This window comes from Pseudomonas sp. SG20052, from assembly GCF_031766055.1.
GTDB lineage: Bacteria > Pseudomonadota > Gammaproteobacteria > Pseudomonadales > Pseudomonadaceae > Aquipseudomonas > Aquipseudomonas mandelii.
Map to the genome: position 1 here is coordinate 1,142,033 of NZ_CP134498.1, position 16,031 is coordinate 1,158,063.

A 16,031-nucleotide genomic window follows, 5' to 3' on the forward strand; every position below is an offset into this window, starting at 1 on the left:
CTCAACAAGCGGGTTGGAGAGGGCTAGGGTTGCCGGACAATTATAAATAGGCACGCCGCAATGACCGCCATGACCCCGTGTCTTGACCGTTCTGGATTCCTGCCCCGTCTGTCCTCTCATCACCTGTCGCGTGATCGATTGACCGGTCCCTTGCTAGCGTCCACGTCCCGGGTGAAATTACTCTGCGCGCCCGCCGGCAGTGGCAAGACTGCGCTGCTCGCCGACTGCCTTTTACAGGCGCCGCCGCCATGCCGGGTGTGCTGGTTGCCGTTATCTGGCATAGCGATGAGCACGGTGGATTTTCGTCAGCGAGTGGCAGAAGCGCTGGGGCTGGCTTCGGCAGAAGAGCCGGCGATGCTCGGTGCGCTGGCTCGATTGCAGGCGCCAACCTGGCTGTTTCTCGATGACTATTGCCGCGTTCCGAACCCGGAACTCGATCAACTGCTGGATCGCATGCTGGCCGTCAGCAGCCCGGCGCTGACCTGGTGGCTGGGTGCCCGCCGTCGCCCGCAATGCAACTGGCCGCGGTTGCTGCTCGATGATGAATTGTACGAATGCGAGCGCGCCACGCTGGCCTTCAATCAAACGGAGATTGCCTCGCTGTTGCGCCACCTGACACCGGCCGATGCCAGCACCGCTGCCAGCAAGATTATCCAGCGCAGTGGTGGCTGGTGCGCCGGTGTACGCATTGCGCTGCTGCAAAAATGCGACTGGTCGCGCAACGATCCGCATCACAGCCGACCTGACACATTGCTCGATTACCTCGAGCACGAACTGTTTTCCGGCCTGACCCCGGAGTTGACGGAAGCCTGGCGGGTACTCGCGCATTTGCCACGCTTCAACGCTCGGCTGTGCGATCACCTGTTTGGCGCAGGGGAGGGCGCGCAATGCCTGAAGACGTTGCAGGATCTGGGGTGCTTTATCGAGCCCTGGCAGGACTCCGCCGACTGGCTGCAGATCTTCTCCCCACTCACGCAATTGATGCGCGATGAACAATGGCCGGCCGGACGTTCCTGGCATCGCCGTGCCTGTCAGTGGTTTGCCGCCGAGCAGGACTGGAAAGCTGCGTTCGAACAGGCCTTGCTGGCCGAAGAGTTCGAGGTCGCGGTCAGCCTGTTGCAGCATTTCAGTTTCGAGCATTTATTCGAGGAGCAGACCGTCGTGCTGTTGTTGCGGTTGTACGAGCAACAAGGTGACGCGCTGATGTACGGTTCGCCGCAACTGGTCGGGTTGATCACGGCGGCGTCGTTGTTTGCCGGGCGGTTTGAGCAAGCCGCCGATTGCATCGAGCAGTTGTCACGATTCATCCCGCAGCCCTCGGCGATTCTGCAGCGGCAACTGATCGCACGGTGGCAGGCGCAGCAGGGTTGGCTGCTGCATCTTCAAGGGCGGATGGACAGTTCAAGCGCGCATTTTCTCGATGCGCTGAATGTGCTCGGTCCTGACCTCTGGCCTGTGCGCTTGATGTGTCTGTCGGGTTTGACGCAACAGGCCCTGCTCAGGGGCGAGCTCGAAGTGGCGCAAGCCATCAATCGCGATGCGTTGTGCCTGGCGCGTGCGCAAGGCTCGCTGGTTTTCGAAGGGCTGCTGGAACTTGATCATGCGCAATTGCTGGAGCAACGTGGTGCTCCTCAACGAGCCGACCATTTGCTCGCCAACGTTCAGAGCATGCTCACTCAACAGCAGCGGATTGCCGAACCCCTGCTGGGGCGAATTGCCTTGCACCGTGGGCGCTTGAGTTTGTGCCAGGGCTTGGATACGCAGGCTGTTGCGTGTTTCGAAGCGGGGCTGTCTATCTGTATGCGCAACCACGACAAACGGGTGCTTTACGGTTTCCTCGGTTTGGCGCAGGTGGCGGCCAATCAGCGCGACTATGCCCAAGCATTTGTCTATCTTCGCGATGCCGAGCGCTTGATGCAGCAACGGCAGATTCCCGACACCGTTTACCGCGGTGTGCTATTGCAGATCAGCAGTCAATTATGGCTACAGCAGGGGCGCCCGGAACTGGCCCATGAGGCGCTCAGTCGAGTACTGCGCCACTATCGTGGCCCGCATGCACGGCAGGCGCCTCCCGCGACCCTGATGTTGATCGCACGGATCGATTATCTGTTGGTGTTGGCAAAGGTCGACCTGCACCAGGCCAAAGACCCGCTGAGCCATTTCGCCGAGGCACTCGAACAATCGCAGCTCGCAGGCATGCTGGCGCTGGAGGTCGAATTGCTGTTCGGCGCAGCCGAAGTCGCGTGGCAGAACGGTGACAGCGTCGGTGCCCGAGATTGGTTGCGCAAAGGGTTGAATCTTTCTGAGCACCATGGGCTTCGCCAAGCGCTTGTTGAGTTGCAATTGCGAAAGCCTGATCTTCTGCCAGTACTGGATGATGGTTGGGATCGTTCGGAAAAAAATCTGCAGGTGAGTGAAGTCAATCCGCTCAGTCAGCGTGAAGTGGAGGTGCTCAAGCTGATTGCTCTGGGCAATTCGAATCAACAAATAGCCGAGCAGTTGTTTATCTCCTTGCATACTGTGAAAACACATGCACGGAGAATTCACGGGAAGTTGGGCGTGGAACGCCGGACTCAGGCGGTTGCGAAAGCCAAGAGTGTCGGTTTATTGGATTGAAGAGTGCAAAACGTTTTATTGAGGGAGGCGCCCACAGAGTGAGAATAGTCGGTTCTGTTTTACGTTGTTTTCAGGTTGGGAAAAATTGCACTGGGAGATGTTTCATCTTATATGTAAGGTCTGGTGTTTTAATGATTGATTGAAGTTTGGGGTGAGGCGGTTGTCACAGTGTAAAACTCAGCGGTGGCTGAGTGCGTCGCTTTGTTGTGAGGGGTACGGTTTCATCTATTTCGTTTTTTCTTTATGTGTCGCTTCTTTGTTTAAGTTGCTTGTACAAATGTTGAAAGATTTTTTGAGTTTTTAATAATAAGGCGATCTGTTTTAGTTTGGTCTCAAGTTAATCGGCAGCAACGTGCCGTTTTTTATGATCAAACTAACGAGATTTCTAATGCAAGACGAGCAAGCAACAAATGCAATGCTGGAACAAGTACGTGAAGCACGTAACAATTTACTCGAAGCACTCAGGAAAATTCCTTCGTTCAAGGCGGTTCTTCAGGTTGTCCTGACGACCGAATTTCAGAAGATGGATTCAGAGGGCTCTATAGCACGCCGTTTTGTAAATCTTCGTTCGGGTGCAAGTCCAACATCTGCGGAACCCACCGGCAACCTGCTAGATGTGTTTTTTGAGTGCTTAAAGCGCGGCAGGCCACCCCAATACACTGCTGATATATATGGGATGTATGAGCTGGATAATATCGGCGCAGAAACCTTCAGGCTGAAATATCTGGATGTGGCAAACGTCGGAAAAATGATCGCCGAACTGATGCAAAACCTGCCTGAGAAATGCAGTTCCGTATTAGGTGAATATTGGCGCGTATCCTCTCTGGTTGATAGTAAAAATCGTCCTTTACCGTCGCCTAAACAGGAGTTGCGCACTCTTCAGGCGCGACTTTTCTGGCGCGAACTGGACCTGGCGGCCAGCGAGAATCTGGTGTCCAAAGGCGACGTCGCGACCATCAATGGTTTAATCGGTTCGGGGCTGCCAAGTACCTGCTATGCCGTTTCGGTTGAAAAACAACAGGGGGTTTTTTCGACGCTGGCATCCACCTTTGTGATTTCTCTTTCTGGCGCTGTTGCAAATGAACTGAATCCAGCAGTCAGTCAAGAGGTTGTTCTTTATTCACCATTCGGTGGATTGGAAAAATTCGGCACCGTGAGTGACCTTCATAAAACGTTGCAACAGCGGTTATCCGATGCGTCAAACCGCACCGAACTTTTGCAGGGGCTGCCGGAGGACGAGCGAGCTCTGGTATCGAGTGTTCCAGCGATTCGCTACGCGAGAATCCTTGAAGATCTGTTTGAGCATTGCAATAACGGCGTGCTGGCGAGGCAAAGTCTTGATGTCATCTATCAAGTACGAAAATTAGTGACCGTCGGCGCGCATACCGAGGCGGCGTGGGTACCGCTGGATTCTGTTCTGTCCATGGATACATTTGTACGCTCTGAAAATGCGCGAAATGTGCTCTTGATCAAGGCGATGCTGGAGAACGCTCGGCCCGAGTGGTTTAAGAAGGCCTATGTCACCAATCAGCAGCTATATGTCGGTCTGGAGAAGAACTTGCTTGAAAGCCAGATTCAGCTTCATGAGTTGACCAAGGACGTGGTGACTCTTGCAGCTTATGCCCGACAGGCCGTAGAGGCGTTTATCTCGCCGGGAACCGACGAGCGAATCGATCCTGACACGGTGTTCGTGAATATTCAGCACTCGGTCAGGATGGCGAATGGTAAACGGGTAGAACACATTGAGCGGAAAACACTGACCCAAGCGTTCATGTATGGGGCACATGATCAGGCAGGGCGCTACACGATTACGCTGGAGAAAAACTATGACCTCGCCAGACTGACGCCTGAAAACATAATGCGAGCCATTGAAACGCTGGATCTGCGTCTGGCGTACAGCCCCGCACGGCAGCGAGTATATGGCCAGCAGAACGTCAAGGAAGCGATGCGGGAAGTGTTGGGTCGAAAGACGGCTTTGACCCTGTTCGGCGCCATCTTGCAAAAACACGTCACCTCGACTGCGCAGGATATTGTTCAGCGTTACAACTTTGGTGATCCCTCTATTGAAGCGTCTGGGATTGCGTTAAGCGCTTTCTATAACTTCAAGCCCTTGAAGGATCTTATTGTCTACCGGAGGAAAGGAGGAGACTCGAATCTCAAAACGTACGTGCTCTATGCACCGGGCTCCCCGATGAATAAAGACTGGTACGAATTCTCCGATCTGGACAGTCTGCAACGGTATATAGGGTTGTGGGCCCTTGAAGAAGAGGGACGCACCTACCTTCGAACCCAAGTGCATGTGAGTGATCGGCATAACCTGGAACATGAAGTGTTCGGCAAGGAATGGCCGCGTGGTGAACCGAGGGAGAGGATTCAGGGCAGAGCATGGTGGGACCAGGTCAATCTTGTTGCCTGGGTTGAAAGTGAAATGTTAAAGGGCAGTATTCAAAGTGTCCTTGACTGGGAAGACGCGGAAGAAAAGGCCGTCACGCCCCATTGGTACCGAAACGCCCCTACGTCTGATCGCCGGCTGTTCAATCGATTGACCACGGACTTCAAGGCCATCTATAACGCGTCAAAAGACATATTTCATATTGAGGGCTTTCAAAAGTTTTCTCGTGAATTGGTCATGAACCGTTTGAATGAGTATCTGGGCCGGGCGGGCGATCGCCGAATCGATCCTGATCGAGTCATGGTGAAGTTTCATAAAGGCGCAATGACGCTGACACAGTTATTTATCAATTGGCATCTGTGGCGCAGCGATACGAATGTGTTCGAGAAAATCTTACTGCCTGGATCGAATACGCTTAGAGACAGTATCCGGGTGTCTGAGTTCTGGTGGAAGGACACGGGCGAGCCAATGACTGAGCTGAATTCCAGTACGCTCAATCAGCTAATCGACTTGATGCCAGGCAAGCATTACAGCCATTATCTGAAATCAAACTTTCTATGGACGCCGGATATTGATCTGCGGGCAAACCTGTATCGGGAGCTCAAGAAAAACGAGATGTTCAGGGCGGCACTGACGCAAAAGCTCAATGGCACGTTGCCGTCGGCGCATTATGATTGGCTGATCGAGTCAATCAAGGGGCTGGATCGAGACACAAGGACGCCAGACGGTGTTTCACCCGGCAGTGAACCTGGCGAAGGGGTTTATGAATTCTGGCTTGAAGGTGCCCGCATAGCGGGGGGGTACGTTTTTGGTGAGGGGCATGTGAAGTTTGCCTATATCCCGAATTCGCCTGGCAAGTCCTTTATCTGGGTCGGTGATTTATCCAAGGCTATCCAGAACGATCGACTTTTGGGCGAGCATCTTCGGAGTCTGGCCGGTTTACGTGGACTGGACAGGGTCGGCGCCTACATCAGCAAGTCCAGAGATCCGCAAGGTTCGCTGCCAGTACCGGGGTTGGGCGGAACCCATCCGGTCTACAACTTCAAGGCCGAGTACGAAAGTCTGATTAATCGAGCACTTGATGATCTGGATGTCCTGACCACCACGCCAGTCGAAGCGTTTTGGCAGGAGACCAAGATTCTTCTCGAAGTGGCATTGGATGTGATCTCGATCTTTGTCCCGCCGGTGGGATTCGCCGTCAGTGTGTTGAAGATCAGTCATTCGATCGTGCAAGGCATCATTGCATCCAGCCATGGGGATTCTGCAGGCGCCAATGCGCATTTTGCTGCCGCATGGCGTGGGGCAATCCTCATGTACCTGGGTAAGGTCGCTTCGGTAGGATCGGCGGCCTCTGCACTTGGTCTGCTGTCCACAATCAGGGATCTGACCGACGTGCTCTCGGCCGTCACGGGCGTTCCGGTTGGAATCAGTTATGTCACTGCGGTGGCTGTGCCGCACTGGACCCCCGAGAGTTCGACCCGCGTGATCGGTTGATGGTCGGGACCCACATCAAGGCGTTATCCAGAGCATAAATGATCGGAGCTGATCAGTTCCGATCTTCAGACATCGGCGGTGTCTCATACCCCATCCGCCAACTCACGGCCCGCGTCGCCGCCAGCAATCGCTGCGCCGCCGGGCCGTTTTCGTCAGCGTGAAACAGTGAGGTCGGGCCGACAATGGTCAAGACCGCCGCCACGTTCCCCACCGCGTTGAATACCGGTGCCGACAAGGCGTCCACCCCCGGCATCAATAACCCATGCACATGATGCAGGCCACGTTCGCGGATCTGTTCGCACAACTGCGCATACGCCTGATCATTCGCCAAGGCGTGGTCGGCAGTGTCTTTCAGTTCCTGATCGCGCAAGTCCACGGTTTCGCGCTTGGGTAGAAACGCGCCAAACACCAGGCCGGTGGACGAACTGAGCAACGGCAGCACCGAACCCAATTGCGTCACCACCGTCACCGCACGCACCGCCGGTTCGATGTGCACCACGGTCGCGCCTTGATTGCCCCATACCGCCAGAAAGCAGGTTTCGTTCAGTTCATCGCGCAACTCGGCCAAGGGCAGGGCGGCGACTTTCAGCACGTCCATACTGTTGAGAGCGGCGAGGCCGACGCGCAAGGCTTCACGGCCCAGGCCGTAGTGGTTGGTTGCTGCGTTTTGTTCGGCAAAACCGCTGGCGATCAGCGCCTGCAAATAACGATGGACCTTACTCGCTGGCATCTGCACGTGTTCGGCCAGGCGCGACAATGAGGTCGAGGGCGACAACTCGGCCAGGGCCTTGAGGATGTCGGTACCGACCTCGGCCGAGCGGACTTTCTGCTTATCGTTGTTGCGCGGCGTTTCCATGGAGGCGATGTGATCCCGGGACGAATGGGCGTCTTTATAGCTTGACGGTCAATACCAATCAAATTACGTTATGCGTAATCGAATTACGATAAAAATAACCCTGGCGTGCCGAGACCTCTGCAGCAGAGCGACAGGCCATTGCCTACTCCCTGTTCAGGAGGCTCCATGAACCTCGATTCAACGGCGCCAGCGCTGGCTTATCAGTCAGGCTTCGGCAACGAACTCAGCAGCGAAGCGTTGCCCGGCGCACTGCCCGTCGGCCAGAACTCCCCGCAAAAAGCCCCTTACGGCCTCTACACTGAACTGTTCTCCGGCACCGCGTTCACCATGGCCCGCAGCGAAGCGCGACGCACCTGGATGTACCGCATTCAGCCGTCGGCCAACCACCCGGCGTTCGTCAAACTGGAGCGGCAACTGGCCGGTGGTCCGTTGGGTGAAGTGACTCCCAATCGCCTGCGCTGGAACCCGTTGGACATCCCGACCGAGCCGACCGACTTCATCGACGGGCTGGTGAGCATGGCCGCCAACTCGGGCGCGGACAAACCCGCCGGGATCAGCATCTACAGCTACCGCGCCAACCGTTCCATGGAACGCGTGTTCTTCAATGCCGACGGTGAACTGTTGCTGGTGCCCGAGCAGGGTCGCCTGCGCATCGCCACCGAACTGGGCCTGCTGGACCTGGAGCCGCTGGAAATCGCCGTGCTGCCGCGCGGTCTGAAATTCCGCGTCGAATTGCTTGACCCGCACGCTCGCGGCTACATCGCTGAAAACCACGGCGCACCACTGCGCCTGCCGGATCTGGGGCCGATCGGCAGCAATGGTCTGGCCAACGCGCGAGACTTCCTGACCCCCGTCGCGCATTACGAAAACCTCAAGCAACCGACCACCCTGGTACAGAAATTCCTCGGCCAGTTGTGGGGCTGCGAGCTCGATCATTCACCACTGAACGTGGTCGCCTGGCACGGCAATAACGTGCCTTACAAATACGACCTGCGCCGTTTCAACACCATCGGCACGGTCAGTTTCGATCACCCGGATCCCTCGATCTTCACCGTCCTGACCTCGCCGACCAGTGTCCACGGTCTGGCCAATCTGGACTTCGTGATCTTCCCGCCACGCTGGATGGTGGCCGAGAAAACCTTCCGGCCACCGTGGTTCCACCGCAACCTGATGAACGAATTCATGGGCCTGATCAAGGGCGAGTACGACGCCAAGGCCGAAGGCTTCTTGCCCGGCGGCGCGTCGTTGCACAGTTGCATGAGTGCTCATGGCCCGGATGGCGAAACCTGCACCAAGGCAATCAACGCTGACTTGGCGCCGGCGAAAATCGACAACACCATGGCGTTCATGTTCGAGACCAGCCAGGTGCTGCGCCCGAGCCGTTTCGCCCTGGATTGCCCGCAACTGCAAACCAATTACGACGCCTGCTGGGCCTCGCTGCCCGCCACTTTCGACCCGACCCGGAGATAACCCATGACTCAGACTTCCATCACTCGTAGCTGGGTTTCTTCCGCCAACGGCCACGCTGATTTCCCACTGCAAAACCTGCCGCTGGGCGTGTTCAGCGTAAAAGGTTCGGCACCGCGCAGCGGTGTGGCCATTGGCGAACATATTTTTGATCTGGAAGCGGCACTGGACGCCGGCCTGTTCGACGGCCTGGCAAAAACCGCCGTAGAAGCCACCCGTGGCGGCCAGCTCAATGCGTTTTTCGAATTGGGCCGCGAGGCTCGCGTGGCGCTGCGCGAACGTCTGCTGGAACTGTTCGCTGAAGGCAGCACCCTGCATGGCAAGATCGAAGCCCAAGGCGCAAAACTGCTGCCACTGGCGGCGAATTGCGAGATGCACCTGCCGGCGAAAATAAACGATTACACCGACTTCTACGTCGGCATCGAGCACGCACAGAACGTCGGCAAACTGTTCCGTCCCGACAACCCTTTGCTGCCGAACTACAAGTACGTACCGATTGGTTATCACGGTCGTGCCTCGACCATTCGCCCCTCCGGCACCGACGTTCGCCGCCCGAAAGGCCAGACCTTGCCGGCCGGTCAGACCGAGCCGACCTTCGGCCCGTGCGCACGTCTGGATTACGAGCTGGAACTGGGCATCTGGATCGGCCCGGGCAACGAGATGGGCGACTCGATCGCCATTGGTGATGCGGCCGATCACATTGCCGGTTTCTGCCTGCTCAACGACTGGTCGGCGCGCGACATCCAGGCTTGGGAATACCAGCCGCTGGGGCCGTTCCTGTCAAAAAGCTTTATCACCAGCATCTCGCCGTGGGTAGTGACGGCCGAAGCGCTGGAGCCGTTCCGCCGTGCTCAGCCGGCACGTCCGGAAGGCGATCCACAGCCGCTGCCGTATCTGTTCGACAAGCGCGATCAAGCCGCAGGAGCGTTCGATATCGAGCTGGAAGTGCTGTTGCTCACCGAAGGCCTGCGCGAGCAAAAACTCCCGGCCCATCGCCTGACCCTCAGCAACACCAAACACATGTACTGGACCGTGGCGCAAATGGTCGCGCACCACAGCGTCAACGGCTGCCAGTTGCAGGCCGGTGACCTCTTTGGTTCGGGCACGTTGTCGGGGCCGGAAAGCGGTCAATTCGGCAGCTTGCTGGAAATCACCGAGGGCGGGAAAAAGCCGATCGAGCTGGCGTCGGGCGAGGTGCGCAAATTCCTCGAAGACGGCGACGAAATCATCCTGCGCGCCCGTTGCAGCCGCGACGGTTTTGCCTCCATCGGTTTCGGCGAATGCCGTGGCAAAGTGATCGCGGCGCGCTAAGAGGATCCGGTCATGGAGCTTTATACCTACTACCGTTCGACGTCGTCGTACCGGGTGCGCATCGCGTTGGCGCTCAAGGGCCTGGATTACCAGGCACTGCCGGTCAACCTGATCGCACCGCCAGGTGGCGAGCATCGGCAAGCGCCGTATCTGGCCATCAACCCACAAGGGCGCGTGCCGGCCTTGCGAACCGATGAAGGCGGCCTGTTGATCCAGTCGCCGGCGATCATCGAGTACCTGGAGGAACGTTATCCACAGGTGCCGTTGCTGTCCAAAGACCTGGCCGCGCGCGCTCATGAGCGTGGTGTTGCGGCGGTAATCGGCTGCGACGTGCATCCGCTGCATAACGTCAGCGTGCTCAACAAGCTGCGGCAGTTGGGCCACGATGAACCGCAGGTGGTGGAGTGGATCGGGCACTGGATCAGCCAGGGGCTGGCGACGGTGGAACAGTTGATCGGTGATGACGGTTACTGTTTTGGCAACGAACCGGGCCTGGCGGATGTGTACCTGATCCCTCAGCTCTATGCCGCCGAACGTTTCAATATTTCGCTTGAGGCGTATCCACGGATTCGCCGAGTGGCGGCGTTGGCAGCTACGCATCCGGCGTTCATCAAGGCGCATCCGGCGAATCAGCCAGACACCCCTTAAAGCCCCGCGCGCCCCCCTGTAGGAGCGAGGCTTGCCCGCGAAGAACGATAACGAGGTCGTGCTGACAGACCGAGGCGCCCGGTTCGCGGGCAAGCCTCGCTCCTACAGGGGGCGTTAGTGGACGATTGAGTTGGGCGGCAAATGCCCCAGTCGTTCAGTCAGGCGAATCCGCTGGATCGGGTCATCACTGAGCAGCAGCGCATGCTCCAGGTCGAAGCGCTCGGCGTTCGGGCAGTCCAGCCGTTGATAGAGGCTGGCCCGGGCGAGGTAATCGACGGCGTTGGCGTTGCCCAGTGCCAGCACGCGTTCAGCGTCGATCAAGGCGCCGATGTAGTCATCGTGGGCAAGGTGCAACTGACGCAGATTGCGTGACAGCCGTTGCAGCATCTGCACAGGGTCGGCGGTCAGCATGTGCTCGGCGTTGAGTTGCATGTTCGGGCCGTACTGGCGTTGCAGCAGTTCACGGCAATCATTGGGGTACAAGCGGCGGCCACCGCAGGGGTCCAGCAGATGATCGGCGCCCGGCACCCGCAGCAGGAAATGACCGGGGAAATTGACCCCGACCAAAGGGATCTCCAGGCGCTTGGCCAACTCCAGTGCGATCAGCCCCAGGGACAACGGCTGGCCGCGCCTGAGTTCCAGCACTTTGTTGAGCAGGGCCACTTGCGGGCGCAACGGGGTGAAATCGTCCTGGGCGAACCCCAGGTCATTCATGCGCCGCAGCAGCGGCTGGGCCAGTTCGCTCACCGGCAGCATCGGCAAGCCATGGCTGACCCGCTGTTGCAGGTCTCGGAAGTCTGCCAGCACTTTCTCGGCATCCACCTCTTTGTCATGTTCGGCCGCCATCCACAGCGCGGCCTCGAACAGCGCGGGTGGTGATCGTTGCAGGCAGTCAAAAAAACGTTGGCGCGGCGTCATCGAAATCTCCGGGCAATGCCTCGTTTTAGCCCCGTCGCCGGCATTCGTCCAGTACCGCACACATGAGGTCGCAGGTTATGCCCGAAAGCCTGCAATGCAGCGCCGCTTATTCCGGTGCGCTTCTGCAAATTTTGGGCGCAAGCCTATACTGGCGACTACAAGAAGTGATTCGGGAGCCCGACGATGTTCGCTCTCATGCAAAGCACTCGCCTTGAATCGCTGCATCTGAGCGTCGACCCGGTCACCGGGTTGAAGGCGGTCATTGCCATTCATAGCAGCCTCCTGGGGCCTGCCCTGGGGGGATGTCGTTACCTTGCCTATCCCAGCGACGAGTCTGCGGTTGAGGATGCCATTCGCCTGGCGCAGGGCATGAGTTACAAAGCTGCGTTGGCCGGCCTGGCGCAGGGCGGCGGGGTGGCGGTAATTGTTCGACCGGTCCATGTGGAAAACCGCGCGGCGCTGTTCGAAGCCTTCGGCCGCTGCATCAATCAGCTCGACGGGCGCTACATCACGGCGATCGACAGCGGCACCTCGGTGGCGGACATGGATTGCATCGCCCAGCAGACCCAACACGTCACCAGCACCACCTCGGCGGGCGACCCCGCGCCACACGCAGCGATGGGGGTGTTCACCGGCATCCGTGCCACCGCCATGGCCCGTCTGGGCAGCGATAACCTCGAAGGCCTGCGAGTGGCCATCCAGGGGCTGGGTAACGTCGGTTATGCCTTGGCCGAACAGCTGCATGCGGCCGGTGCCGAACTGCTGGTCAGCGACATTGATCATGGCAAGGTGCAATTGGCGATGGAGCAATTGGGCGCTCACCCGATCGCCAATGACGCGCTGCTCAGTACGCCGTGCGACATTCTCGCGCCCTGCGGCCTGGGCGGTGTGCTCAACAGCCACAGCGTGACGCAACTGCGCTGCTCGGCAGTGGCCGGTTCTGCGAACAATCAGCTGACCCATCTGGAAGTCGCCGATCAACTGGAGCGGCGCGGCATTTTGTATGCGCCGGACTACGTGATCAATTCCGGCGGGCTGATCTACGTTTCACTCAAACACCGTGGCGAAGAGCTCACAACCATTACCGCCCACCTGTCGAAAATCGCCTCGCGGCTGACCGAAGTCTTCGCCCATGCCCAGGCGGAAAAACGCTCTCCGGCGCGGGTGGCGGACGAGTTGGCGGAAAAAGTGCTGTACCGCTGAGCCATGCCTTTACTGCAGACATGAAAAAGGCCCTGAGCCATTGGACTCAGGGCCTATTCAATTCGGGCATTGTTTACTTCGGTGTCTTGGCGGCTTTGGCTGGCTTGGTCGGCGCAGCGGCTTCACCCTCTTCGACCGGTTCAACCTTTTCAACCACTTCAACCGGCGCATTCAGCAGTTCGGACAACGCGTCCGGCTGGCTCTTGAATGCCTTGGCAAATACATCGCGATTCTTCGCCATGTAGATCCCGGCTTCTTCCACTTGCTGTTCGGTCAGGGACGGAACGGCTTTCTGCAACACTTCAGCCAGCAATTCAGCCAGTTCGAGCATTTTGTCATGACGGTCAGCTTCGGCTTTATCCATGAACAAGCGCTCCAGATCTCGGCTGCTGCGGTATACCACTTCGACGGCCATTCACCACCTCACATGCCTTCACATTAGTTGTCTGTTTCGACCACTGTATTTATATACAGCGAAAAGGATAAGCGAATCCCTGCGCTTTGGGTAGTGGCTTTTTAATGTAGACCGAAATCAGCATTTGTCAGTTAAACCGTGTTGCTCCATTCGCGGGCAAGTCTCGCTCCTACAGGTTGATGTGATCTGTAGGAGCGAGGCTTGCCCGCGAAGGGCCCGACGAGACACCAAAAAAGTGCCCCGTGGCAGCCCATCGCCATCTCACCCAACAGCCCCTGGCCTTTTTTCTGCATGCAGAACAACCGTCACGTCAAAACCGCATTATCCGCTCGAACCGAGCTAAGGAAGAATCATCGTGAAAATCAACTGGGCCGAGAACCTGCGGCAGAACGTGCATCAATTGGCAGAGTCCCTGGGCAACCTGTTCGTCGAGACCTTTCACTACCTGGCGCTGTTCGCCATCGGTGCAGTGACCGCATGGGCGGCGGTGATGGAATTTCTGGGGATGATCGAAGAAGGGCACATCAAGATCGATGACATCCTGCTGCTGTTCATCTACCTGGAACTGGGGGCGATGGTCGGGATTTACTTCAAGACCAACCACATGCCGGTACGTTTCCTGATCTACGTGGCGATCACGGCGCTGACGCGGCTGCTGATCTCCAACGTCTCGCATCACAATCCGCCGGACCTGGGGATCATCTACCTGTGCGGCGGGATTCTGCTGTTGGCGTTTGCGATCCTGGTGGTGCGTTACGCTTCGTCGCAGTTCCCTTCGGTGAAGATCGAGCACCCGCAACGCAAGATCGGTACGGGTTCCGGTGAGCATCCAGACGTCGAGAAGGGCGAGATTTAAAGGCCCATAGTCGGGCGAGGCCGGGCTTTGGCCAAGGGTGGCGGCAGGTTGCGATTGTCGCCATCGGTCATGGCTTCGAGGATGGCCACGGCGCTGTGGCCCTGTTCAATGGCGATGCCGAACTGAATGCTTTGCACCAGGCGCTTGAGGCGCTTGGGGTCATTGCGCTGTTCGGCGCTGATCATCCGCTTGGCAACCACATGGCCGCTGTTGGAGAGGGTCAGCATGATGCTGCCGTCCAGACCCTGAATGCTCAGGTTGATCTGATAATCCGCTGCAAAGGCATCGGTAATGAGCTGAAAAGGGTTGTCCATGATGCGTCACCGCCTGATTGAACGTGCAGTTGTTGACCGGCCATGATCGGGTTGGTTCGCGTTACCGGACCATCGGCAAGCCGCTCGCTGAGGTTTTCAAAAGTCCTTTTGCCTCGCAGGTGATGTAGCAAGGGCCATGCCGGAAAAATTGTCGAACAATGATCGCGGCCAAAAAAAGGCGGGCACCTTGGCCCGCCTTCTTTTTGCCTGCCCGTTTCAGGGCATGAACGAGTAGATGATCGCAGACAGTGCAATCAAACCGATCAACACCACGAACACGTTCGACACTTGCCCGGAGTACTGGCGCAAGGCCGGCACGCGGCGGATGGCGTACATCGGCATCAGGAGCAACAGGCACGCAATGATCGGCCCGCCGAGGGTTTCGATCATGCCGAGGATGCTCGGATTGAACGTCGCCACGGCCCAGCAACTGAGGATCATGAACAGCGCCGTGATGCGGTTCAGCCAGCTCGCCGACATCACCCGGCCACGGCCGCGCAGGCTTTTCACGATCAGGCCCTGAAAGCCTTCGCTGGCTCCGATGTAATGGCCGAGAAAGGATTTGGTGATCGCCACCAGCGCAATCAGCGGCGCGGCATAAGCGATGACCGGGGTCTGGAAGTGGTTGGCCAGGTACGACAGGATCGAGATGTTCTGCGCCTTCGCCGCCGCCAGGTCAGCCGGGGACAGTGCCAGCACGCAGCTGAAGCAGAAGAACATCACCGTCACCACCATCATCGCGTGGGCGATGGCGAGGATGCCGCTGCTCTTGCGTTCGGCCTGTTCGCCGTAACGCTGTTTCTGGTCAACGGCGAACGCAGAAATGATCGGCGAATGGTTGAACGAGAACACCATCACCGGGATCGCCAGCCACAGGGTTTTGAAGAACAGCGGCAACGGCATGCCTTCGCTTGCGGTGGCGAAGAACGCGCCGTTCCAGTTCGGGATCAGGCTGACGCCGAGCAGCAGCAACGCCGCGACGAACGGGTAAACCAACACGCTCATGCATTTGACGATGACGCCCTGGCCGCAGCGCACGATCGCCATCAGACCAAGAATCAACACCAGCGACAGAATCGCTCGCGGTGGTGGGGCGATGTGCAACTGATGCTCCATGAAGCTGCTCAAGGTGTTGGTCAGCGCCACGCTGTACACCAGCAGAATCGGGAAGATCGCGAAGAAATACAGCAGCGTGATCAGCTTGCCTGCACCGATGCCGAAGTGTTCTTCAACGACTTCGGTGATGTCCCCGGAACGGCCGGACAGCACGAAGCGGGTCAGGCCCCGGTGAGCGAAGTAGGTCATCGGGAATGCCAGCACTGCCAGGATCAGCAGCGGCCAGAAGCCACCCACGCCGGCGTTGATCGGCAGGAACAGCGTTCCGGCACCAATCGCCGTGCCATAGAGGCCGAGCATCCAGGTGGTGTCGTGTTTGCTCCAGCCCTTGTGGGTTATTTCGCTATTGCGTGTCAGGTCTACAGCGGGATTTTCGGCAGCAGGTGTACGTACATCGGTCATCGTTTGGCCTCGTTATTGTTCTT

Annotated in this window: 11 protein-coding genes and 1 pseudogene; 7 read left to right on the forward strand and 5 right to left on the reverse strand. The window is 57.9% G+C overall.

Annotated features, from left to right (window positions below; translation table 11 throughout):
• Positions 1 to 60 precede the first annotated feature (60 nt).
• Both RHP74_RS05085 and RHP74_RS05090 read left to right on the forward strand, forming a co-directional pair.
• The gene (locus RHP74_RS05085) at positions 61 to 2,616 is read left to right on the forward strand and encodes a LuxR C-terminal-related transcriptional regulator (protein ID WP_311098140.1); all 2,556 of its coding nucleotides are present in this window, start codon (positions 61 to 63) and stop codon (positions 2,614 to 2,616) included.
• A gap of 388 nt (positions 2,617 to 3,004) precedes the next feature.
• Entirely contained in the window at positions 3,005 to 6,502 is a 3,498-nt protein-coding gene (locus tag RHP74_RS05090) for a dermonecrotic toxin domain-containing protein (protein ID WP_311098142.1), read from the forward strand.
• A gap of 52 nt (positions 6,503 to 6,554) precedes the next feature.
• Here RHP74_RS05090 and RHP74_RS05095 read toward each other — a convergent pair whose 3' ends face one another.
• Positions 6,555 to 7,358 (reverse strand): IclR family transcriptional regulator, encoded by an 804-nt coding sequence (locus tag RHP74_RS05095; RefSeq protein ID WP_010463197.1) that lies wholly within the window; start codon positions 7,356 to 7,358, stop codon positions 6,555 to 6,557.
• 165 nt (positions 7,359 to 7,523) lie between these two features.
• Here RHP74_RS05095 and hmgA point away from each other — a divergent pair, with 165 nt between their 5' ends.
• Genes hmgA through maiA form a run of 3 tightly spaced genes read left to right on the forward strand, consistent with a single transcriptional unit; the run spans position 7,524 to position 10,784 of the window.
• A complete protein-coding gene (hmgA, locus tag RHP74_RS05100; protein WP_311098144.1) occupies positions 7,524 to 8,828 on the forward strand; it encodes a homogentisate 1,2-dioxygenase in 1,305 nt (434 codons plus the stop codon).
• 3 nt (positions 8,829 to 8,831) lie between these two features.
• Entirely contained in the window at positions 8,832 to 10,136 is a 1,305-nt protein-coding gene (fahA, locus tag RHP74_RS05105) for a fumarylacetoacetase (protein WP_010463193.1), read from the forward strand.
• 12 nt (positions 10,137 to 10,148) lie between these two features.
• A complete protein-coding gene (maiA, locus tag RHP74_RS05110) occupies positions 10,149 to 10,784 on the forward strand; it encodes a maleylacetoacetate isomerase (RefSeq protein WP_102594595.1) in 636 nt (211 codons plus the stop codon).
• A 114-nt stretch (positions 10,785 to 10,898) separates the two neighbouring features.
• Here maiA and RHP74_RS05115 read toward each other — a convergent pair whose 3' ends face one another.
• A complete protein-coding gene (locus RHP74_RS05115) occupies positions 10,899 to 11,702 on the reverse strand; it encodes a transglutaminase family protein (protein WP_311098147.1) in 804 nt (267 codons plus the stop codon).
• Positions 11,703 to 11,885: 183 nt separating this feature from the next.
• Between RHP74_RS05115 and RHP74_RS05120 the strand changes: the two genes are divergently transcribed.
• Positions 11,886 to 12,905, forward strand: coding sequence for a Glu/Leu/Phe/Val dehydrogenase dimerization domain-containing protein (locus RHP74_RS05120; protein ID WP_311098149.1), 1,020 nt, complete (start codon positions 11,886 to 11,888; stop codon positions 12,903 to 12,905).
• Positions 12,906 to 13,080: 175 nt separating this feature from the next.
• Here the strand turns inward: RHP74_RS05120 and RHP74_RS05125 are convergent.
• Positions 13,081 to 13,320, reverse strand: a pseudogene (locus RHP74_RS05125) (YebG family protein); the annotation flags it as partial.
• Between the two features lie 355 nt (positions 13,321 to 13,675).
• Between RHP74_RS05125 and RHP74_RS05130 the strand changes: the two are divergent.
• Positions 13,676 to 14,176 carry a phosphate-starvation-inducible protein PsiE gene (locus RHP74_RS05130; protein ID WP_077750195.1) on the forward strand — a complete coding sequence of 167 codons (501 nt, stop codon included), beginning with the start codon at positions 13,676 to 13,678 and terminating at the stop codon, positions 14,174 to 14,176.
• Here the strand turns inward: RHP74_RS05130 and RHP74_RS05135 are convergent.
• Together RHP74_RS05135 and RHP74_RS05140 are read right to left on the reverse strand one after the other, a co-directional pair.
• The gene (locus RHP74_RS05135; RefSeq protein WP_010463182.1) at positions 14,173 to 14,490 is read right to left on the reverse strand and encodes a DUF3509 domain-containing protein; all 318 of its coding nucleotides are present in this window, start codon (positions 14,488 to 14,490) and stop codon (positions 14,173 to 14,175) included. The two genes, RHP74_RS05130 and RHP74_RS05135, sit on opposite strands and share 4 nt — an antisense overlap.
• 216 nt (positions 14,491 to 14,706) lie before the next feature.
• Positions 14,707 to 16,008 carry an HAAAP family serine/threonine permease gene (locus RHP74_RS05140; RefSeq protein WP_311098153.1) on the reverse strand — a complete coding sequence of 434 codons (1,302 nt, stop codon included), beginning with the start codon at positions 16,006 to 16,008 and terminating at the stop codon, positions 14,707 to 14,709.
• Positions 16,009 to 16,031 lie beyond the last annotated feature (23 nt).